Raw genomic sequence first — 21412 nt, forward strand, 5'->3', positions numbered from 1 at the left:
CGCAAAAAAGCTGCTGAGAAAAAACTTTCTCAACAGCCTGAAAAACGCCATTATGTGGCGTTTTTCTTTTTCTGTTGCTTTTGATAACCTGGATCCCGGCTAATGCCGGTTAATAGGAAAAACCAGGTTTGCTCAAACAATTTTTGTTATCCACAACCCGACAATTATAAACCAATAAAAAAAAGAGGCTTAAACAGCCCCTTATTCTTTTTCCGTTATACTTGTTTTCTGTCTTTGTTATTCTTACGGCTTACCAATAATGTATTAAAACGATTTTCTTAGTACATCCCGGGCTATCATGACTTCCTCATTTGTCGGGATGACCATGACTTTCACAGGTGAGTGCGGATAGCTTATAAATGCTTCCTCACCGCGAGTTCTGTTAAGTGCTGGATCCCAATAGATGCCCATGAATTCCAAACCGCGCAGAATTTTTGCCCGGATGGTCTCGCTGTTCTCCCCAATTCCAGCTGTAAAAATTACAGCATCCACGCCGCTCATTCTTGCAGCATAGGAACCGATGTACTTGTGAATACGTCCGGCAAAGACTTCTAAAGCCAGCTCAGCTCGTTCATTGCCTTTTTCAGCCTCAATTTCGATATCGCGAAGGTCACTTGAAAAACCGGAAACAGCAAGCATTCCACTTTCTTTATTAAGAACATCCAGTACTTCATCAGCCGTCTTTCCCGTCTTCTCCATAATAAATGGAATCAGTGCAGGATCAATGTTCCCGGAACGTGTACCCATGGTTACACCGGCAAGCGGCGTGAAGCCCATAGAAGTGTCAATAGATTTTCCGCCTTCAATTGCAGCGATACTGGCACCGTTGCCCAGATGACATGAAATCAAACGCAGCTGCTCAAGCGGCCGGCCAATCATCTCCGCTGCACGCTGAGATACATATTTATGTGAAGTTCCGTGAAACCCATATTTTCGGATTCCGTACTTTTCATAGTATTCGTATGGAAGGCTGTATAAATAGGAGCTTCCAGGCATTGTTTGGTGGAACGCAGTATCAAAGACCGCTACAGCCGGCACGTTCCCCAGAATTTGCTGGAACGCTTTAATTCCCGTGACATTAGCTGGATTATGCAGCGGCGCTAAATCAGAAAGCTTTTCAATTTGTTCAAGCACTTCATCTGTTATCAATACTGAATCCGTAAAGATCTCACCGCCATGCACTACCCGGTGTCCTACACCATCAATTTCATCAAATGATTTAATAATGTCGTGCTTAATTAGTTTTTCAAGCAAGAGTTTAACTGCAACTTCATGATTTGGGATATCAGTTACTTCCTTTATTTTTTCATCCCCAACGGAAATGGTAAAAATAGCGTCGTTTAAACCGATTCTCTCAACAAGCCCTTTTGTAATAACTTCTTCGCTCGGCATTTCGAATAACTGAAATTTTAACGAAGAACTTCCTGCATTAATTGCTATGATTTTAGACATGAAACCGCTCCTTTGAGAATGTGCAATAAATCAGGTACAACATCTATATTAGTGTGTGTAATTTCCGCACAAAATTGCCATACTTCAAATAACCATTTAAGCATTGAAGTTAGTTTTTATCAAGAAGCGAGCTGACATGTTATCGTTTTCATCAAAAAATAATTATATTCAGAAAGTTTTATTCTTATTTTTCAGCACCAAATTATTTTTCTTCCTTAAACCAGGCATCCATATCTTTCATTATCGTTTGCATGGCTTGGCGATTTGACATTTTCGGCAAACTTACAAGTAAAGCATTTTTCGGTGCCTGTGCCCCTTCCTTTTTCTTTTGAAGTATTAAAATGCTTTTCGCAGCTGCTTCATTCTTAAAAAGGGATAATGGCAGCTGAACCATCCCTTGAATAAAGGTATGGCTTTTTACAAAGCTGTTAAGCTTAGGAGCTTGCTCTGATTCAAAAATGCTGTTGGGGACTATGAAAAATAAATATCCTCCATCCTTAATATGCCTTACACTCTGCTCGATAAATAAATGATGGGAGTATGAGTGCCCCTTATCCGCCTGCATTTCATAATCTGCAGCCCGTACATCATTTGGATAATATCCGACTGGCAAATCACTGACCACTATTTCCACCGGATCCACAAAAAGCGGCTCGAGGCTGTCCTGATTGAAAAACTGGACAGACTGCTCCTGCAGGTTCGCACCAACATATGCTAGCCTGATAAGGGTTTCATCCACATCGGAGCCAATGGCGTGAACATCCTTATCGGTTAAATGATTCATTACGGTAAACAGCAGATTTCCCGTACCAACCGCAGGATCCAAAAGTGTAAACGAAATATTCTTACTCATAAATTTCCCAACCAAATAACTGACAAACATCCCTACAGCATCGGGAGTCATCTGGTGGTTAGGCTGGATGTTTTGCTGCATCCCTTTCAAAATGGCAAGCTGAAAGCTTTTGCGTATTTCTTCCTTGCTGTATTTGGTTATCGTAATTTCTCCATAGTGTTTCAAGAGATGCTTGCGATTCAGTTCACTCACCTCATCCTGAATTACATCACCATGGAAAATATTCTCTCCAGTTTCGGCTAGCGCTTCAAGATATGTACAATCCAATTCTTCTTGTAATATATTTGCAGTTTCGTCGAACACACGAAACAATTCTTCAATCGGGGTAAAATTCACCGGCTTTTTCCTCCTGAGTTTTTCTTTTTCTATTGTAGCTTTCAGAATACAGGGACACAAGCTGCAGGCTTTTCTCATTAAAAATGGGCTTACAGCCGCCACCCAGCCTTTGACCTCTTTAAATGGCAATTTGTAAAATGATATGGGAGAAACTGGCGCAAAACGCTGGATAATAGTAGGGCGCAATCCAAATTTTAAATTTAAAGGAATTGTTTTTTTTCCTCTTGACAAATAAAAATCCCCGCCTTAAAAACGGCGGGAATTTTGTCGACACGATTATGTTGTTTTCAACTATTTGGCAGATTTAGCCGCTTCGATTGCTGCTTCATAGTCCGGGTGGTTCGTTGCTTCACTAACATATTCCACGTAAGTAACCTTGTCGCTGCTGTCGATAACGAATACAGCACGAGCCAGCAAGCGAAGCTCTTGAATATGTACACCATATGCTTCCCCGAATGATAGATCGCGGTGATCGGAAAGAGTTTGAACATTTTCAATTCCTGCAGCAGCACACCAGCGTTTTTGAGCAAATGGAAGGTCTACGCTGATTGTGAGGATTTTTACATTCCCCAAGTTTGAAGCTTCTTCATTAAAGCGTTTAGTTTGGGCGTCACACACGCCAGTATCAATGGAAGGAACGACAGAAATTATTCTTACAGATCCTTGTGTATCATTTAATGTAACTTCAGACATATCATTTGCTAATACAGTAAAATTTGGAGCCTGGTCTCCCACCTTTACTTCATTGCCTAAAAGTGTAACCGGGTTGTTCTTAAATGTAATCGATGCCATTTTATAATTCCTCCTTTTTAACCTATGTACAGTGTTAATGATATTCGGTATACCATCTTTTTGCAATTAATATACCTTTAAACAGCCTTGCTCCAAGAAAGCAATAAGCTATTTTCCCTACCATCCGATAGATTATATTCTCCATTCCTAACCTAAATCCTCTCTGCAAAAGCAAAAAATCCCTCAGCAAAATTTGCCCAGAAGGATTTGCATAAAACATTGCTCATTTGTATTAAACACATACATTCTTATATATCAAAATCAGTAGTCCTCGTCATCTGAATCATCTTCAGTTTTTTTCCTTTTAGTGGTTTGTCTATCATCTGAATTATTGTCAGAAGTTTCCCTGTTACTTTTTTCTTTATTAGATGTTTCCTTTTTCGAAGACTTCGAGTCTCCTTCTTGCTTTCCTCCATTTTTCGATAACATAGACTGAATTTTTTCCAAAGCGGCTGGAGCAATATCCAGGATTTTGTCCAGCAAATGAGTGCTCTGATCTAAATGAAGTAATTTAACTCCTTTTGATCCGACAATTAAAAACGCGATTGGCGTAATTGAAACACCGCCTCCGCTGCCTCCGCCGAAAGGCTGCTTGTCCTGGGATCCTCCCCCGCCGGACATATTAAACTCGCTTCCTCCTGCTGCAAAGCCAAACCCTACTTTCGAAACAGTGAGAATAACACTTCCATCCGGTGTTTCAACAGGGTCTCCAATGATTGTATTAACATCTATCATTTCCTTCAGGTTTTCCATCGCTGTTGTCATTAAACCTTCAATAGGGTGATTCGACATTTTCATTCCTCCAGCTTACTAATCTTTCAATCGGCCGTATCTATGGCTGAAAGAGAATTTGTTTTAAATTCAGCTTTGATGCTATTCCTTAGTTTATACAGCATGATTCCCGCTCGAATAGCATGCCCTATACGGATTTGTGCTATACAAAAAAAATCAAATTCGAGCTGTAGGCGATTAAATTCTGGAGTTACGGAAAAAGAAGGAACACAAACAAATTGTAAAAACCTGCTTATTATTCCAAGCAAGATCCCCTTAAAGCTAAGGAGTGTTCCTGCAAGCACAGCTGCCTGAACAGGATCCCCCGTTCCAATTTGAGAATGCCATTTAAACTTTATGACCTTTACGCCAGCTATGAAGAATCCGATAATTCGAAAAAGGTTCGAAAAATCAAATTCGTCTATTTCATCCAACGAATTAACCATGCTCTCCATTGAGAAATGATTTCTTCCTGCCTTTTCTGGTTTTCCGTTTTCACCTTTACTGTGCTTTGCCCCTAAGGAACTCTTTTTGTTCACATCCGGGAAATATATTTTGTAGTGAATTAGCCCAAATAATGCTTTCAGAACAATTCTGCATTGGCCCTGTTTTTCCTTATGATAGTACTTAATTTCCACTTTCACTTTAGCTAAGAGGATGAATCCTAGAACCACTAACAGTAAGGCCGGAATCAGCAACAGCCAGATCAATAGCTTCACACCCTTTATTAGGGATAGGTAATTGTCAGTATTGCGTTTAAAAAGAATAAAGACAAGCGGGCCAGAGTTGTAACCTTGTTCATATAAACTCGCTGCTGTGTATCTATCTAGGAAGATGCTTCTAGCCGAGCTTTCCTTATTAGGCAGCATCTGTAATTCACCTTATCACTCAACCGCGTCCGGCGACTGTTATATCAGCTTAATCCGACTTGTATTTCACTCATTCATTATCGTCTCCAGGGAAAAAAAATAAACCTGCTCACCTCATTCAGCAGGTTTATCACTTATACTCTACCGTTTTTCTAATACTACCGTTGTATCGGCGAATATATCATGCAATCCTTGTTTTTTCGGCAAAAATCCCACAATAATATACCCGATAAATGTGGTCTTTGAAATAAATCTACCAATCAGTTCCCTGAATAAAACCGTCCCCCACGATAAACGATTTTCCTTTAGACCAACAACCCTTAGCCCAAATACCATTTTGCCCAGCGTTTGTCCCAGATATTTGGTCATTAATACAAAATACAGATAGAATACCACTGCAGAAGCGATAGTCACAGGCGAAAAAATGGCAATATCATAATGGGTGATCCCTACAGCCTTTAAAATCGGCTTAAATACCAGCCTGTCTATACTGCCCACTATAATCAGGTCAAGTATATAGGCCCAAAAACGCATCCAAAACCCTGCAAAGAAGAGACGGTTGTCTGCGGTTTCCTGAATAGACCTTATCTTTTTCCCTGTCTGCTCCTCTTCAGGAGCACTTTGAAGCAATGGAGATTGTGACAGATCCATTGTTGTGTTTTCTTTTTCTTGTTCAGGCTGGGCCTCATCTGACCAGGTATGGTTATTTTCCGTCATCCTTATCCCCCCTATTCCGAATATAAATACATCAAACGAGGAGAATTTGATTTTGATAAAAATTTCATAATCCCGGCAACTTCCGCATTTTCTCCACCCAGCTTATTGGCAGCCATAGAAAACAGTGATTGCAGTCCCATTTCATCTGTAAAGCGGACAACCTGGGCATCCTTCAGCTTTAAATCCTTTCGAATAGCATCTGTAACATCGTCAAGATAGCCAAAATCATCAATTAAATTAACTTCCTTTGCCTGCCTGCCATCATAAATTCTTCCGTCCGCAAGCTTCCTGACTTCAGCCTCCGGCATATTACGTCCTTCCGCAATAATTGAAACAAATTGCTGGTATGAGTTGTTAATCATCTCCTGCAAGATTTTTCTTTCCGCCTGAGTCATCTCACGTGTAGGGCTCATTATATCCTTATAAGCACCACTTTTGATGGTAACAAACTCTACACCATACTTTTCCGCGAGCTTGCCATAATTCATGCTCTGCATGATAACCCCAAGGGAGCCTGTCAGAGTCTCAGGGCTAGCATAGATTTTGTCAGCAGGTGCGGAAATATAGTAGCCTCCTGAAGCCGCCATCGAACCCATTGAAACATAGACCGGCTTTTTAGTCTCTTTTTGAATTTCAAGAATTTTATCATGTATTTCCGCACTTTCCACTACGCCTCCGCCTGGCGAGTTAACCTGGAGAATTAAACCCTTTATTGCATCATCCTCTTTTACAAGCTCCAGTTTTTCCATAAACGAGCGATGGCTGTATCCGCCGCCATCCATAATCGAAGGAGTTTCACCTGTATCCTGTATCACTCCATCGACAGTTAGCACAGCAATTTTATTAAACTCATTGCCTTCCTCGATCACTTCCTCCAGATAAGGAGTTTCTGAAGAAAAGAATTCTGCGATTGCACTTTCCGTGTCTGTAAAGAAAAAAGAAGAAGCAACACTCATTATAATTGAAACAACAAATAATACAGCAGCGATACCAAGCGCTGCCCAGCGCTTACCATTCATATACCTGTCCTCCTGTCGCTTTGTCCATTACCAGTCCGTTTGAAATTTTAAAATGTTTCAAAACATGTTACACTATGTACACATTCCAATATTGTAGCAAAGAATACATCTTTTGGAAAAGAAATTCACTTTTAAAGGGGGAATACACTATGCCTAACCGCAGAAACGTTTTCTTTTACCATACTAAATCCTCAGAAATGGTCGAAAAGGTCCAGCATTTATATGAATTAGCCGAACGGTATTCTTTCAAAATTGTAAGCGATTTCCGCCAGGCCAATGTGATTGTCAGCGTAGGCGGTGACGGCACATTCCTTCAGGCAGTAAGAAAAACTGGATTTCGGGACGATTGCCTTTATGCCGGCATTTCCACTTCCGGAAACTTAAATATGTACTGTGATTTCCATTTAAGTGACACCTCCAAAATGATTGAAGCGATGACCCTTGAACAGATCGAGGTCCACCGCTACCCGACCATCGAAATTACACTGGATAATAATCCGCCGTTTTATGCTTTGAATGAGTTGAGCATACGATCTTCGATTATTAAAACATTTTTGCTCGAAGTATTCATTGATAATATTCATTTTGAGACCTTCCGCGGAGATGGCATGGTTATTTCGACACCAACAGGAAGTACCGCCTATAATAAATCCGTGAATGGTGCGGTAGTTGATCCAACACTCCCTTGCTTTCAAGTCAGCGAGCTGGCTTCTTTAAATAACAATACTTACCGAACACTTGGATCCCCATTCATTCTCGGAAGTGACCGGGTGCTAACACTGAAGGTCGTTCAGGACGGCAATGATTATCCAACAATCGGAATGGATAATGAAGCAATGAGCATCCAGCATATAGAAAATGTTCAGACGAAATTAAGCGGTAAAATCATCAAAACTGTTAAGCTAAAGGATAATTCTTTCTGGGAAAAGGTTAAACGAACATTTTTATAGAGTACCTGAAGCGAAATTATGCTTTTTCATAAGAAAGACGGAAACTCCCTGACAGAACAAAGGCAGCTAAGATCGCCCCGTCCTCACAAAGCTGGCCTTGTTTCATGCAATGTATCGCTGCCATAGAGTTCCTTGTCCTGTGCGTCGGGGCTTTATTTTTTACTACGAAAAAAGTTGCTGGGCGCTGTAGCTAGACATCATGGAAAAGCGGAAGCGCCCTGCTTTAGAGGAAGAACGGCTAAATTCGCCACGTCCTGTAGCGACGCCGTTCTGACCCACATCCTGTGGGCCTCCGATAAGCATAAGACAAGCGCTGACAGAAGGCGCTTTTTGCCTTCCGAAGTGATTGGCTTATGACCAGGGTTGTGACGGCTCTTGGTCACAACATTCGAGGGGCTGGGCGCTGGAGCTAGACATCAGTAATTTGTTAAAACACAGGAATACTTTCATAATCTAGTAAAAATAAAACTCGCCTGCGAAAAAGCAGTGCGAGTTTTTATTAGGGATTTATGCCCCAATCCTGTAATTACTTTTAGGCTTTGCAGTTCGCTTTCCAAACCATTTTACCCGTGAAAGGGAGTAAACCACCAATGCACTCCATATGAACATAAATGCCAGCAAATGAACTTTTGTAAATGATTCATGATAAAGGAATACTCCCAAAATCAGCTGCAGGGTCGGTGCTATATATTGCAATAGGCCTAGCATGGACAGCGGAATCTTTTGGGCTCCCTTTGCGAAGTAAAGCAGAGGCAGAGCAGTTACAACTCCGCCACCCATCAACAGGAGACCAGTTGAAATGGACCCGGTGAACGCTGAGCTTCCAGAAAATAAAATATAAACCAGGTACCCAAGTGCTAGCGGTGTCACCATCATTGTCTCAAGTGTCAGCCCAACTGATGAATCAGCGCTGATCAGCTTTTTTGCCAGCCCATACAGTGCGAATGTCATGGCCAGACTCAATGCAACCCATGGAATGGCACCAAAGTGAAGTGTTAAAATTAGCACCCCTATCCCGGCAAGGGAGAAGGCAAATATCTGTGCACCGCTTAGTTTTTCTTTTAAAACAACTACTCCAAGAAGTACACTAACTAAAGGATTTATATAATAACCAAGGCTTGTTTGAAGAAGATGATTTGAATTGACCGCCCAAATAAAAATCCCCCAGTTTCCAGTGATCAGCAGCGAAGCGGTCAGCAACACCCAGAATTTCTTCCGGTTATTCTTAATTTCCTTTAAAAATAACAGGAATTGCGGCCACTTTCTTGTCAGTAAAAGCAGGCATATCATAAATACAAAAGACCAGACCACACGGTGCGCCAATATTTCGCCCGCTGATACTTGGTCCAGCCATTTCCAATAAATTGGAATTATTCCCCATAACAGATAAGCTAAGGCAGCATAAAACGCGCCTTCCTGCTCATTTGATAGCTTCATATTAACCCCCTATTAGAAAAGCGTAAGCGCCCTGGCAGAGGAAGAACGGCTAAGTTCGCCACGCCCTCACAAAGCCGCCGCTTTTTTTCGTGCGATGTGTCGCTGCCGAAGCGTTCCTTGTCCTGTGCGTCGGGGCTGGGCCTGCGCTTCTACACAAAAAATATTTCTGTATTCGAAATAACTTTTTTATTATAAAGGCTGATATGATTTTTTGCTATCTTTTTCTAATATGCGGAGTCTATTTCAAAAACAATATCCCCATTAACTACTGTCATAACCGCTTTTGCCTGAAGCAATTGATCTGAGTGAATCCTGAAAATATCACTATCTAGCACCGTAAAGTCAGCGTTGAAACTTTCTTTAATTATGAACATAATTAAAAGTCGTTGCATAAGAACTCAGATAGTTTCGTACTCCAGGGTAGCATTAAACCCGACGGCATTATGAAGCAACGGCTTTTTTTGTACCAATAGAAAGCAGCGCCAGATTGTGTCCGGCACTGCTTCTCCTTGGTATATACTTATTGGTTTAAAGCTTTCTGCTCCTGCTGACGCAATTCAATGCGGCGGATTTTTCCCGAGGTTGTTTTTGGAAGTTCATCAACGAATTCTATTTTCCTAGGATATTTATAAGGTGCTGTTGTTGTTTTAACATGATCCTGCAAGGTCTGGATGAGGTCTTGGCTTTCAGAATCAACGTCTTCCCTGAGAACGACGAAGGCTTTTACAATGCTACCGCGAATTTCGTCCGGACTAGCGACCACCGCACATTCTTTGACGTACGGATGTTTAACAAGTGCATCCTCAACTTCAAAAGGCCCAATCGTATAACCTGAACTAATAATGATATCGTCTCCGCGTCCTTCAAACCAGAAATAGCCGTCTTCATCCAATTTGGCTTTGTCACCAGTGATATAGAAATCCCCCCTGAACTGCATCGCAGTACGCTCAGGATCTTTATAATACTTTTTAAACAATGCAGGTGTTTCCCTATGGACGGCAATATCTCCGACTTCGCCAACCGCACAAGGCTCGCCATTATCATTGATGATTTGAACATTATTGCCCGGGGTTGGCTTACCCATTGACCCTGCCTTAATGTCCATGCCTTTTGTTACGCCGACAAGGAGCGTATTTTCAGTTTGGCCGTAGCCATCCCGCACTTCCACACCAAAATACTTTTTGAATGTATCAATAACTTCCCTGTTCAAAGGTTCTCCTGCCGAAACGGCGCTATGGAGGTTCGGGAAGCTGAGTTCAGATAGATTATCATGCTTTGCCATCAGCCGGTATTCAGTTGGCGTACAGCATAATACGTTAACATCGTATTCGCTAAGGAGCTTAAAATATTTTTGCGGGTCAAATTTCCCCATATATACGAGTCCCATCGCACCTGATCCAAGTACAGATAAAAACGGGCTCCAGATCCATTTTTGCCAGCCAGGCCCCGCTGTAGCCCAGACTGTGTCATCTTCTTCTATGCAGAGCCATTTCGCTGCCGCAGTTTTTAAGTGGGCATAGGCCCATCCATGTGTATGTACTACACCCTTAGGGTTGCCGGTTGTTCCAGAGGTATAGGATAGGAATGCCATATCATCGCTTTTAGTATCTGCCGCAGCAAGTATATTAGGGGCATGTTTCATCATTTTATCCAAATGGAGCCAATTGTCTGCGCTGCCGCCGACTACGAATTTAAACAGCTGTGCTGTCTCCTTCAACTCAGCAAATTGATCCACATATGGATAATAGCTTATGATAGCCTTTACTTCTCCATGAGTGATACGATACTGCAGATCCTTGGCCTTTAGCATTTCTGAACTTGGAATGACGACCAGTCCAGCTTTTAGCGCGCCCAAATACACTTGGTAGGCTTCAATTAAACGTGGAATGATGACAAGAACTTTATCCCCCATTTGAAGGCCCGAATCCAATAAAACGTTTCCGATTCGATTCGCCCCATCCATAAGGCCCGCATATGTGATTTCCTTTTTATCTCCAGATTCATTTTCCCATTTCAACGCTATTTTATCCGGATCATGAGAAAATCTGTCAACCTCACTAACTAAATTATAATGATGCGGAGCAAGTAATTCTTCACGTTTCATTCTAAATCCCCCTCCATTGGTCATACCACTCCCTTATTATACAAAATTAATAAAATATTTAAAATTATAAACTTGCAATAATAGACTACCGGGATAATGGTTTTTCATTTTGATGAACTCATTACTTTACTTGAACATTGCGAATTTGTTATCTTTTCATAAATAAATAAAGGAAGCGGTCTTTTAACCCGCTTCCTGCAGCCATACTGGAAATCAGCATCTTGCTTCCTTTAATATGAATAACAAAATCATTATTAAGGCTCTGGAAATTAAAATAGCCCGCTATCTTCTTCTGCGGAAGACGCCGCACTGATCGTCAATATTTCTGTGTTGTCTACAGCTTCCTCAATCAATGACTCGAAGTCAACGAAGCTTTCATAGAAATTAACTTTCTCTCTCTTAGGCTTTGTTTTTGGATTGGAAGGTGTAAAGACTGTGCAGCAGTCCTCGTATGGTCTGTTCGATATGTCCAGGGTCTCAATATCCCTGGCAATGTCCATGATTTCTGTTTTATCCATCGTTATTAGAGGCCTAAGGACAGGAGTTGCGGTTACTTCATTAATCGCATACATGCTGTTTAGGGTCTGGCTTGCTACCTGGCCTAAGCTTTCACCAGTGATAATGGCCAATCCGTCATTCCGTTCCCGGATTCTGTCTGCTACCTTCAGCATTAGCCGTCTTGTGCTTGTCATTGTGTAGTTTTCAGGAATTTGCTTCTGAATCAGCTCCTGAATAGCTGTGAACGGAACAACATGAAGCTTGATGCTGCCGCAAACTTTTGAAAGCTTTTCCGTCAAATCCACTACCTTTTGCTTTGATCGTTCGCTTGTAAATGGCGGACTGTGGAAATGGATGCATTCCAGTTCAATTCCTCTTTTAAGTGATAAAAATCCTGCCACCGGGCTATCGATTCCGCCTGATAGCATCAACATCGCCCGTCCCGCTGAACCAACAGGAAGGCCCCCAGCCCCTGGAATAACCTCCCCTGTTACAAATACAGCTTCCTGGCGCACCTCTACCCTAATATTCAAATCAGGGTTTTTGACATCTACCTTGATTCCTTCTAAATTTCGCAGCAAATGCCCACCGAGCATATGGTTAATCTCGTCTGTTGAATATGAAAATTCCTTATCTGCCCGCCTTGCAGAGATTTTGAAGGTTGTAAACCTGCCTTTTAACGATTCACCATAACGGAGAATGGATTCCTTCATCGCTTCCGCATCTTTTTCAATTTTAAAAGCTGGGCTGAAGGACTGAATTCCAAAAATACCATGAATTCTTTTCACCACTTCCTCATGGGGGGTACCGTTCAAATAGACATACATTCTGTCCCTGTCCGCCTCCACCTGTATCGATTCGAAATCCTTTAGTGCTCGTTTTATATGGCTTTTCAGCCTGTCCACAAATATTTTTCGATTTCGTTTCTTTGTGGAAATCTCACCATAACGGATTAAAATATGATCATATTTCATGATGTCATTACCTCATTACACTTTTTAATTTGCTTACCGTTTCAGCTATGGCCTGTACCACTGCCCTGGCTTCCTGCAGAGTATTCTGGTACGACAAGGAGATTCTCACCGTACTCTCTGCGCGTTCTTCACTATCAAACATGCTATAAACCGTTTTGCTTACCGACTTTTTTCTGGATGAGCAAGCACTTGTCGTGGAAACATAGATATTCCTTTCTTCTAACGCATGGACGAAAACTTCCGATTTAATCCCAGGCAATGAGAAGTTAAGAATATGAGATACAGCTTCTGCCGGGCTATTTATCTCAATCCCATTGATTGCATCCAGTGATTCTCTTAAGTAACTGTTCACTTCTTTTAACCGGTTATTTGAATTCCTGTCTTCGGTTACCATTCGAAGTGCTTTGGCTACCGAGACTGCCCCAGCTACATTTTCCGTACCACTTCGGATCCCGGATTCCTGGCTTCCTCCAGAAAAAAGCGGAAAGAGGCGGATACCTTCTTTTATAAATATGATCCCAGTCCCTTTTAATCCGTGAAATTTATGAGCAGACAATGTACATAAATCAATTCCGCTATTCTTTAAATTTAAAGGGATTTTCCCTGCACCCTGAACATGATCAACATGGAACAATGCGTTTGGATACTCTTTTAGTATTGCCCCAATATCTTCAATCGGCTGTATGGAACCTACCTCATTATTTACATGCATGACAGAAACAAGAATTGTATCTTCCCTTAAAGCTTCTTTCAAATCTTTCGGCGAGATTTTACCATCCCTGTCAGGCTTGAGAAATGTAACTTCGAAACCAAACTCTGCTTCGAGCTGCTCACAGGCAGCTCTAACAGAGGCATGTTCAATTTCAGTTGTGATGATATGCTTGCCTCTTCCACTGCGTGAAAGAACTGAACCCTTAATAGCAATATTATTCCCTTCAGTCCCCCCTGAAGTAAAAAACACTTCAGCTTCCTTCACACTTAAGAGCCCGGCAATTTGCTTCCGGGCCTGTGACAAAAGCTTTTCAGCATTTGCACCCAAACCATGCAGCGAGGATGGATTACCAAAGTAGTCCTCCGACACCTTAACAAAGGACTCTATTACTTCACGATATGGTTTTGTTGTTGCACTATTATCAAAATAAATCAAGGGCTTCCCCTCCATTATTCATTACTGATTTGAAATATAATGAGTATTAACCAATACCCGCATCCATTAACTATAACATAGTCCCATCTAATTGTTCTAATTCTTAAAAAGTTAAACCCCCTCCTATCTCCAGGAGGGGGTTTGGGTATTCTGGGCCTTCTAAATTAACTAAATACTTCTGCCTGTCCTGCTTCAAGCCTTTTTAACGTGCCGGGTTCAACCTTTTCGATGGCAGTACCCGCTTCTTCAAGAGCGGCTTCATACTCGTAGTTCCTGAATTTTTCCTCAGCGCCGCGCAGTGCTTCAGCTACTGCTGGATAGCGGCTCCGATATCGGTTTCCATATTGGATCAGCTTTTCAGCCAGATACATTTGTTCAATGATCACTCTGGTAAAGTCATTCAATCTAGTAACCATTTTTACGGCCTTTTCAAGATAAATCTGGACAGAAGCCATATCCAGCGGACTTTCCTCAAGCTTTACTGCTGCATCTTCAAGGCTTTCCTTAGCTTCAGTTATGAATGCCTTATATTGCTCAGGCAGTCCTGGAACATTGCTCTTTGAAATAAGCCTTCCGATTTCAGCCATTTTCTTTTTCAGTTCCGTTAATGTACTTCTTGCTTCCAGTTCATCTTTCCGAAGGGCATGAAGCTTATCAGAGTAGGATTGCTGCTGTTCCTTCATCTCGCTGACAATGGACTCTACTTCTTTCATGTCATCACTCAGTACTGAAAGTGCCATTGAGCCTTCCTTTAACTTTAGTTCAAGAAGCTGAAAGCGTTTTGAAAGCTGGGCTACCTGTTTTTCTATTTTTCGTTGTGCCTCAATTTCACTTTCAGTGAGATGGTAATTTTGCTGGACCAAACTCGTTTCTGTTTTAAGCTTTTCACTTTCAAACTCAAGGTTTGAGATCTCTGTCCTTAGCTGCGTTTCACTGGTTTGGATATGCTGCCGGGCCAGTACTTCTTTTTCAAGAAGATCATAGAGTACGTTAATGCTTTCAAGTATTTCCTCTACTCCCTTTTCAACCTCTGCTACCTCTGCATTTTCTGTATAACCTTCATAAACCTGCAGCTTCTCTTCCAGGAGTGCTACCTCTTTTTCAAAAGAAATATGGCCAAGGCTGTAACCATGTGCGCTCATTTCCTGATACCCTTCCTTAAGTTCTTCAAGCTGAGAAGGGATAGCAGTCTGAATTTCTATCAGCAGCTGCGGGAGTAGCTGCATTTTTATTGCTAAGCTATCCAATCTGGATTTGATTGTCAGGACAAGCTCCCTTGCCTTCAGATAATTCCCGTTTTGAGTAGACTCCTCATATTCCTTCAGCACTTCCAATACTTCATCTAGTAGCGCCTCCAGCCTTGAAGCTGCCTTTCCATAGGTATGCCGGTGTGCAAGGAGAGACTTTTTGCTCGTCCTGTACACTTCCTTAAGATCCTCTATCTCTGTCCGGTTCTTCTCTTCGCTTCCGACCAGTTCATTCAGCTCATCCAGAATTTTTTGGATGCCCTGTTCAATTTCTTTTAATTTCTCTTCTATTTTCGTTTGTACTTGACCTGAACGCTTAAAGCGGTATTTATCTGCATATTCATCCGCATCAAACAGCAATTCTTCAACATCCGGGAGATATACGGTTATGATGGTGTCCCATTCATTTCTCCATCGTTCGAACATTTCCTCTGTTTCTCCAGTCATATTCAGCTGCTTAATCTTAGATAATTCATCAAGAACCGGTCTATTCATCACATCTAATTTCCATCCCTCAAGCCGGTCAATTTCCTTGAAATGTTTCTTTTTTAGAACATAACCCCATATCATCAACGTCAAAATGACGAGTATCGCACCTATTATGTATTCCATCGTAAGCCCCCTGTTCTAAAACAAAACCGCAACCATATATATGTCAAATTTAACAAATGTTCGGATACAATGCTTTTATGATACCATGTAAACGACAATTTTTGACTAGAAAAATGATTTTTTTTGTGAAATAATGCATTAAATTTACTATTAAAGATGGAGTGATATTGATGATTGTCGATAAGCATGTCCATAGCCCTTTTTGTCCCCATGGAACAAAGGATACGTTTGAAGATTATATTGAAAGGGCAATCGAGCTGGGGATAGAGGAGATCACCTTTACAGAGCACGCTCCTCTTCCAGCAAAATTCCCGGAACCTATTCCGGAAAAGGATAGCGGCATGAAGCACAGTGATTTGCCCAGATATTTAAAAGAGGCTGCCAGAATAAAGGATTATTTTAAAAATTCCTTAAGGGTTAACATTGGCCTTGAAGTTGATTTTATTGAAGGGTTTGAAAAGGAGACGAAGGAGCTGCTCGACGAAACTGGACCGTATCTTGATGACAGTATACTTTCCATACATTTTATAAAAGACGGTGCGTCCTGGCACTGTATTGATTACAGTGCCGATATGTTTGGAAATATCATATCTTCTTTTGGATCAGCAGAGGCGGTTTATCAGCGATATTATGACACAGTCGAAAAAGCGGTGGAAGCGGATCTGGGCATTTACAAACCAAAAAGGATCGGCCATTTGACTCTGATCCATAAGTTTCAAAAGTCTTATCCTGTTTCACAGAATTTCGACTCTCAAGTCTATCGGCTGATTGACAAAATCAGCGGCCGCAAGCTGGAGATGGATTACAATGGCGCCGGGTTCGCTAAACCTCTCTGCAGGGAGCCTTATCCTCCTGAACGGTTTGCACGGTATGCATTGGAACTCGGAATACCGCTTGTTTACGGATCAGACGCTCACCAAGCCAAGGATTTAGGACAGGGCTTTGAACAGCTGCTGCCAGACTATAGAGAAAAAGTACGAAAATCCGGCGAGAAATAAGTGTGGTACTTTAATTTGCAATACAGGGATCAGGATAGATTAATCTCATGCCAATGCCTGCATTTCCAGAAATGGATTTTTGGCGTCCGGTCCTGACAAAAGGCTTGATTTAAGAAAGCTGTTTACCTGTTTTGCATATTGATCTGTATAGTACGCTTCCTGTGAAAATATATGGAGCAGTTCGGCTGCGTATGATGCATGGATAAGGGGTGCCGAAAGAAGTCCCTTTAATTGCAGAATAAAAACAGGAATCTGTACAGGCCGGAATGCTTTTGTTCTGATTCCATGTTCAATCAAGGTTTCAAAATGATATCGTTCCCTTGCAAGATAAGTAGATAGTATTTCCCTATTTAAGTTTGAATCAAGAGAAAATTCACCAAAGATGAAACGTGCTGAAAGAAAATGTTTGCGCTGGAAGTGAAGGATACTATTCACCATTTCAAACATACACGCGGCCGATCCAATGCTCTCTGCCCTAGCAAGAGTTTCGCTCATTAACGAAGTGTATTCCTCCATATATGAAACAATACAATATTCTAGCAATCCATGTTTATTTTTGAAATAATATGAAATATTAGCCGGATTTACTCCTGCCCGCCCGGCTATATCCCGGATGGAGGCTGCATGGAATCCTTTTAAATGGAACAAATAAAGAGCAGCATCAATAATGGCTTCTTTTGTGGATGTAATATTTTTCATGCGAATTTCCCTCGCTTTCTGAGATGAAATACATCTCCTGGTCTACATTCTTCTTTTTAAGCAGGAATCCTTTAAGAAATTCTCGACAATTTAGTATCATGTTTTTGTAATTATTTGCGGAAGTAAGGTGATTAACCATGTTTAAAGTCGAATCCTATAAGGGGAATAAGGAAGATAGTTATCGTATGGTCCTAAAACAGCTGGTAGCGCTGGTTGAGGACGAAACAAATACAATTGCAAATCTCAGCAATGCATCTGCACTGCTGAATCAATTTCTTGATCAAATAAATTGGGTTGGTTTTTATCTTGTGGATGGCAACGAGTTGGTGCTTGGTCCCTTCCAGGGTCTGCCGGCTTGTGTCCGTATTCCATTTGGAAAAGGAGTTTGCGGAACCTCTGCTGCAGAACGTAAAACATTGCGGGTTGAGGATGTACACGAATTTCCGGGGCATATTGCCTGTGATGCAGCTTCCCAATCTGAAATCGTTGTACCTGTAATGAAGGATGGAAACTTATTAGGTGTGCTGGATATTGACAGCCCTATAAAAGGACGATTTGATGTAATTGACCAAAGAATGCTAGAGCAATTTACAGAGGAACTCGCTAAACATCTTTAATACAGAAGAAAAACCCCGGATAAATTCTACTGTCCGGGGTCTTTTCGTTATGCTATAAATTGGGAAGCCTGCCATTCTATTAGTGAAATTTGTTTTTAAATTTATAATTTTTCATCCCTTTAACATAATTTTCAATGAACAAGCACTTTATTCTTTCCGGAATTTTTCGCCCGGTACAATGCTTCATCTGCCCGTCTGAACAGTTCCTTTGCGGAGTCAATTCGTGATTGCTTCCAATAGGATACTCCACAAGAAATCGTTACTTTAGGAGTGGATAGCTGTTCTACTTTAAGCAGTAGCCGTTCTGCAATTGTGACACCAATCTCAAGGCTTACCCTTGGTAGATAGATTGCAAGCTCTTCGCCACCCCACCTGGCTCCTACATCAGAATCCCGAATATTCGTTTTTATCAAATTTGCCACCTGTATCAATATATCGTCACCCGTTTGGTGGCCATACGTATCATTTACAATTTTAAAATTATCAATATCAATGAGGATGAAGGTTCCTTCCTCATCCAATTTCATCGACTCCTGCATCCGCTCATCCAGGTAGCTTCTTGAATAGAGGCCGGTCAAATGATCTGTTATCACCATCTTTTCCAGTTCTTCCCGAAGTATTGCATTTGCCAGGGCAAGTGTCGAATGATAAATTAAGGATTGCAGTAGCTTAAACATTTCGAATGAAAAATAATAAGGCTCCTGATGCATAACAAGTGCAAATCCTCTTAAGTCCTCACTTTGAACCATTGGAACCGCCATTATCGACCTGTACTTTATTTCCTTTTCCGGACATTGCAGACTTAAATCACCGATAAAAAGGGAATCCTTTTCCTTGCTAATTTTCTTCCCTACATATGTGATATATTTCCGTGCAGCAGCTGTTTGGAAAAAATCAGTGCTGCCCAGCACTGCAGTTTCCGTTTCAGCAGTGGTAATCATTACAAAACCGATTTCTTCTGCCTTGAACGATTTACGAATTTGTTCCTCCATATAATTCATCGTCTCGCTGAGCCTTAAGTTGGAATTTAGCCGATGGGATGTTTCATTGATAAGCTGAAGGTCCGAAATCAGCCTTTTGGATTGCTGATAAAGCTGAGCGTTTTCCAGAGCACTGCCAGCGGTGTTTGCCAACAGGTTGATGAATTCGACTTCGTTTTTAGGAAAAACCAGCGTGTCCTGTGCGATAACTTGCAACACCCCATAGACCCCCTGTTTCCCTTTAAGAGGGGCATAAAGTACGGATCTCCGTTCTGAAATGGAATCTTCGAACTGGATAGTACCTGATACGTAGGCTTGCATAGCTGCCACATTATCACTGTCATATTCCAAATCCTTGATCGGCAAATTCTCATGATTATTATCATGGGAAAGGAGCAAATAATATGTAAAAGATGGATATACTTCCTGAAGGGCAGATATAATTTCTCCGAGAACTGCATCCATGCTCATGGACGAATGAAACTTTTCCGTAACCCGAAAAAGCTGTTTGTATCTTTTTTCTTCCGCGACTATTTTGGAAACGCTGGAGGCAGCCTGAATGAGCTTATAGCATTCGCGGGCAAACTCCTCCCAATCCTCAGAGCCAAGTCTTAGCAGATTCGTCCCGTTCTTTTCCGTGATAGCAAGAAGGCCCAGGGTTCGCCTGTCATCCATCATCGGAAGAATAAGGCTGTATTTCTTAAGCTCCTTCATTGGGAAATCGCGATAAAAAACCCGTTTGTCCAATAATGATTCGAAGTCAATGCACAAAATATATGAATCTTCAATTGAACTCTGATAACCCGGGTTCGTCGAAACTTCAACAAACAACTGCTGCTTCCAATCATTCCACTTATAAAGTGTAACCTCTTCCAAACCAAACAGGGTTTTGATCTCAGATAGCAGGCTGCCCGCTACTTCTTCATATACCAAATGGCCGTCTGCCTCATAAATCTGATTGAGGAAAGAGCTTTTTAATTCATTTATCCATTGTATTGTTGGAGGTTCCATACCCATCATCCCTACTAAAAATCTTGCTTTTTCTCTTTAATATCCGCCGAAAGGCCTATTATACAAATATAGAAACGCCATAATATAGGTATTATACATACCTATTTTGTTTGCTTATTTAAATTTGTGTATAATTTATTATAAACCTAATTCCCTGACATTTCCTGTGATAATTTTGTCGATTTAACATATTGGTGAAATTTTCTTTATCTACTGTGGCAGGAAATATCAGTTCTTGAAATTTTCCGATTTCTACTTGACATACTATACAGTAAAGCACTTTTATTTCAAGCACTAATTAACTTGACTCTTCTATATCTGCGTTATATAATGTTCTTTGTGTAAAATATTGCAGCCTATGTGAAGGCTTTTATGTTTTCATTTTGTTCCTCTGCTAATTTCAGATATTATTATGCAATCTTAATGTCTAGTGCAGCGCCTGAAAAGGGCGTTTGTGTTTTTCGTAGGGAGGTGCATCTCGTAACCCTCTGCTGCTAGGGCGAAGGTGCATGAAAACAAAATGTGCATAACTGTAATATCACAACGGTTTTTATTTTACCAAAATAAAAACATTGAAGGAGGAGTCATTCATGGCTCGTTATACTGGCCCAAGCTGGAAATTATCCCGTCGTCTTGGAATTTCCCTAAGCGGAACTGGTAAAGAATTAGAAAAGCGTCCTTACGCTCCTGGACAACATGGTCCAAATCAACGTAAAAAGATTTCTGAATACGGAACTCAATTACAGGAGAAGCAAAAGCTTCGTCATATGTATGGTGTAAATGAGCGCCAATTCCGTACTCTATTCGATAAAGCTGGTAAGCTGCAAGGTAAACACGGTGAGAACTTCATGGTTCTTCTTGAGTCCCGCCTTGATAACGTAGTTTACCGTCTTGGTTTAGCGCGCACGCGCCGTGGAGCTCGTCAGCTTGTAAACCACGGTCACGTTACTGTTAATGGCAGCCGCGTTGATATCCCATCATTCCGCTTACAGCCTGGACAAACAATCAGTGTTCGTGAAAAGTCACGCAACCTTGATGTAATCAAGGAAGCTATCGAAGTGAACAACTTCGTTCCTGACTACTTAACTTTTGACGCTGACAAATTAGAAGGTACTTTCACTCGTTTACCAGAACGCTCTGAATTGCCTGCTGAAATCAACGAAGCTCTTATCGTTGAATTCTACTCTCGTTAATAATAAGGACCCTCATCTACGGATGAGGTGCTGCACCCCAAAAGTTAGAGTTAAAACTAACTTTTGGGGTGTTTTTCTATGGCAAAATATAGTGAAGGATTTAAACTGAAAGTTGTTCAGGAGTATTTACAAGATA

19 protein-coding genes are annotated in these 21412 nt (G+C 41.3%); 4 read left to right on the forward strand and 15 right to left on the reverse strand.

Annotated features, from left to right (window positions below; all coding sequences use genetic code 11):
• Positions 1-264: 264 nt before the first annotated feature.
• The 7 genes from D0469_RS17805 to sppA form a co-directional block, all read right to left on the reverse strand.
• Positions 265-1452, reverse strand: a complete 1188-nt coding sequence (locus tag D0469_RS17805; RefSeq protein WP_117328079.1) for an acetate kinase — start codon at positions 1450-1452, stop codon at positions 265-267.
• A gap of 202 nt (positions 1453-1654) precedes the next feature.
• Positions 1655-2641 carry a class I SAM-dependent methyltransferase gene (locus D0469_RS17810; RefSeq protein WP_233523110.1) on the reverse strand — a complete coding sequence of 329 codons (987 nt, stop codon included), beginning with the start codon at positions 2639-2641 and terminating at the stop codon, positions 1655-1657.
• Positions 2642-2932: 291 nt separating this feature from the next.
• Entirely contained in the window at positions 2933-3433 is a 501-nt protein-coding gene (tpx, locus tag D0469_RS17815; RefSeq protein WP_117328080.1) for a thiol peroxidase, read from the reverse strand.
• A 261-nt stretch (positions 3434-3694) separates the two neighbouring features.
• A complete protein-coding gene (gene ytfJ / locus D0469_RS17820; protein ID WP_117328081.1) occupies positions 3695-4225 on the reverse strand; it encodes a GerW family sporulation protein in 531 nt (176 codons plus the stop codon).
• Between the two features lie 26 nt (positions 4226-4251).
• On the reverse strand, positions 4252-5073 hold the full coding sequence (locus D0469_RS17825) for a DUF2953 domain-containing protein (protein ID WP_117328082.1): 822 nt from the start codon (positions 5071-5073) through the stop codon (positions 4252-4254).
• A gap of 141 nt (positions 5074-5214) precedes the next feature.
• The gene (locus tag D0469_RS17830; protein WP_233523111.1) at positions 5215-5790 is read right to left on the reverse strand and encodes an RDD family protein; all 576 of its coding nucleotides are present in this window, start codon (positions 5788-5790) and stop codon (positions 5215-5217) included.
• 11 nt (positions 5791-5801) lie between these two features.
• On the reverse strand, positions 5802-6809 hold the full coding sequence (sppA, locus tag D0469_RS17835) for a signal peptide peptidase SppA (protein ID WP_117328083.1): 1008 nt from the start codon (positions 6807-6809) through the stop codon (positions 5802-5804).
• 149 nt (positions 6810-6958) lie between these two features.
• Here sppA and D0469_RS17840 point away from each other — a divergent pair, with 149 nt between their 5' ends.
• Positions 6959-7759 (forward strand): NAD kinase, encoded by an 801-nt coding sequence (locus D0469_RS17840; protein WP_117328084.1) that lies wholly within the window; start codon positions 6959-6961, stop codon positions 7757-7759.
• A 507-nt stretch (positions 7760-8266) separates the two neighbouring features.
• On the opposite strand, the gene rarD is transcribed toward D0469_RS17840, so the two are convergent.
• From rarD to ezrA, 6 genes are all read right to left on the reverse strand, one after another.
• A complete protein-coding gene (gene rarD, locus D0469_RS17845) occupies positions 8267-9196 on the reverse strand; it encodes an EamA family transporter RarD (RefSeq protein ID WP_117328085.1) in 930 nt (309 codons plus the stop codon).
• A 224-nt stretch (positions 9197-9420) separates the two neighbouring features.
• On the reverse strand, positions 9421-9588 hold the full coding sequence (locus D0469_RS22180) for an amidohydrolase family protein (protein WP_117328086.1): 168 nt from the start codon (positions 9586-9588) through the stop codon (positions 9421-9423).
• Between the two features lie 128 nt (positions 9589-9716).
• Complete coding sequence (gene mbcS / locus D0469_RS17855; protein ID WP_117328087.1) at positions 9717-11300, reverse strand: acyl-CoA synthetase MbcS; 1584 nt, start codon at positions 11298-11300, stop codon at positions 9717-9719.
• A 269-nt stretch (positions 11301-11569) separates the two neighbouring features.
• Positions 11570-12772, reverse strand: a complete 1203-nt coding sequence (thiI, locus tag D0469_RS17860) for a tRNA uracil 4-sulfurtransferase ThiI (protein ID WP_117328088.1) — start codon at positions 12770-12772, stop codon at positions 11570-11572.
• A gap of 7 nt (positions 12773-12779) precedes the next feature.
• Positions 12780-13919 (reverse strand): cysteine desulfurase family protein, encoded by a 1140-nt coding sequence (locus D0469_RS17865; RefSeq protein WP_117328089.1) that lies wholly within the window; start codon positions 13917-13919, stop codon positions 12780-12782.
• Positions 13920-14083: 164 nt separating this feature from the next.
• The gene (ezrA, locus tag D0469_RS17870; protein ID WP_117328090.1) at positions 14084-15778 is read right to left on the reverse strand and encodes a septation ring formation regulator EzrA; all 1695 of its coding nucleotides are present in this window, start codon (positions 15776-15778) and stop codon (positions 14084-14086) included.
• Positions 15779-15948: 170 nt separating this feature from the next.
• On the opposite strand from ezrA, the gene hisJ reads away from it, so the two are divergent.
• On the forward strand, positions 15949-16776 hold the full coding sequence (gene hisJ / locus D0469_RS17875; RefSeq protein ID WP_117328091.1) for a histidinol-phosphatase HisJ: 828 nt from the start codon (positions 15949-15951) through the stop codon (positions 16774-16776).
• A gap of 45 nt (positions 16777-16821) precedes the next feature.
• On the opposite strand, the gene refZ is transcribed toward hisJ, so the two are convergent.
• On the reverse strand, positions 16822-17475 hold the full coding sequence (gene refZ / locus D0469_RS17880; protein ID WP_117328092.1) for a forespore capture DNA-binding protein RefZ: 654 nt from the start codon (positions 17473-17475) through the stop codon (positions 16822-16824).
• A gap of 137 nt (positions 17476-17612) precedes the next feature.
• Here refZ and D0469_RS17885 point away from each other — a divergent pair, with 137 nt between their 5' ends.
• The gene (locus tag D0469_RS17885) at positions 17613-18092 is read left to right on the forward strand and encodes a GAF domain-containing protein (RefSeq protein WP_117328093.1); all 480 of its coding nucleotides are present in this window, start codon (positions 17613-17615) and stop codon (positions 18090-18092) included.
• 131 nt (positions 18093-18223) lie between these two features.
• Here D0469_RS17885 and D0469_RS17890 read toward each other — a convergent pair whose 3' ends face one another.
• On the reverse strand, positions 18224-20083 hold the full coding sequence (locus tag D0469_RS17890; protein ID WP_117328094.1) for a sensor domain-containing diguanylate cyclase: 1860 nt from the start codon (positions 20081-20083) through the stop codon (positions 18224-18226).
• 590 nt (positions 20084-20673) lie between these two features.
• On the opposite strand from D0469_RS17890, the gene rpsD reads away from it, so the two are divergent.
• Complete coding sequence (gene rpsD / locus D0469_RS17895; RefSeq protein WP_117328095.1) at positions 20674-21276, forward strand: 30S ribosomal protein S4; 603 nt, start codon at positions 20674-20676, stop codon at positions 21274-21276.
• The last annotated feature ends 136 nt before the right edge of the window (positions 21277-21412 follow it).

It is taken from the genome of Peribacillus saganii (assembly GCF_003429095.1).
Classification (GTDB): Bacteria; Bacillota; Bacilli; order Bacillales; family DSM-1321; genus Peribacillus; species Peribacillus saganii.

What these genes read in the sequence shown, in the direction of transcription:
- D0469_RS17805 (WP_117328079.1), bottom strand. Translation starts at nt 1,452, where the DNA reads ATGTCTAAAATCATAGCAATTAATGCAGGAAGTTCTTCGTTAAAATTT.
- tpx (WP_117328080.1), bottom strand. Translation starts at nt 3,433, where the DNA reads ATGGCATCGATTACATTTAAGAACAACCCGGTTACACTTTTAGGCAAT.
- ytfJ (WP_117328081.1), bottom strand. Translation starts at nt 4,225, where the DNA reads ATGTCGAATCACCCTATTGAAGGTTTAATGACAACAGCGATGGAAAAC.
- D0469_RS17825 (WP_117328082.1), bottom strand. Translation starts at nt 5,073, where the DNA reads ATGCTGCCTAATAAGGAAAGCTCGGCTAGAAGCATCTTCCTAGATAGA.
- D0469_RS17830 (WP_233523111.1), bottom strand. Translation starts at nt 5,790, where the DNA reads ATGACGGAAAATAACCATACCTGGTCAGATGAGGCCCAGCCTGAACAA.
- sppA (WP_117328083.1), bottom strand. Translation starts at nt 6,809, where the DNA reads ATGAATGGTAAGCGCTGGGCAGCGCTTGGTATCGCTGCTGTATTATTT.
- D0469_RS17840 (WP_117328084.1), top strand. Translation starts at nt 6,959, where the DNA reads ATGCCTAACCGCAGAAACGTTTTCTTTTACCATACTAAATCCTCAGAA.
- rarD (WP_117328085.1), bottom strand. Translation starts at nt 9,196, where the DNA reads ATGAAGCTATCAAATGAGCAGGAAGGCGCGTTTTATGCTGCCTTAGCT.
- D0469_RS22180 (WP_117328086.1), bottom strand. Translation starts at nt 9,588, where the DNA reads ATGCAACGACTTTTAATTATGTTCATAATTAAAGAAAGTTTCAACGCT.
- mbcS (WP_117328087.1), bottom strand. Translation starts at nt 11,300, where the DNA reads ATGAAACGTGAAGAATTACTTGCTCCGCATCATTATAATTTAGTTAGT.
- thiI (WP_117328088.1), bottom strand. Translation starts at nt 12,772, where the DNA reads ATGAAATATGATCATATTTTAATCCGTTATGGTGAGATTTCCACAAAG.
- ezrA (WP_117328090.1), bottom strand. Translation starts at nt 15,778, where the DNA reads ATGGAATACATAATAGGTGCGATACTCGTCATTTTGACGTTGATGATA.
- hisJ (WP_117328091.1), top strand. Translation starts at nt 15,949, where the DNA reads ATGATTGTCGATAAGCATGTCCATAGCCCTTTTTGTCCCCATGGAACA.
- refZ (WP_117328092.1), bottom strand. Translation starts at nt 17,475, where the DNA reads ATGAAAAATATTACATCCACAAAAGAAGCCATTATTGATGCTGCTCTT.
- D0469_RS17885 (WP_117328093.1), top strand. Translation starts at nt 17,613, where the DNA reads ATGTTTAAAGTCGAATCCTATAAGGGGAATAAGGAAGATAGTTATCGT.
- D0469_RS17890 (WP_117328094.1), bottom strand. Translation starts at nt 20,083, where the DNA reads ATGGAACCTCCAACAATACAATGGATAAATGAATTAAAAAGCTCTTTC.
- rpsD (WP_117328095.1), top strand. Translation starts at nt 20,674, where the DNA reads ATGGCTCGTTATACTGGCCCAAGCTGGAAATTATCCCGTCGTCTTGGA.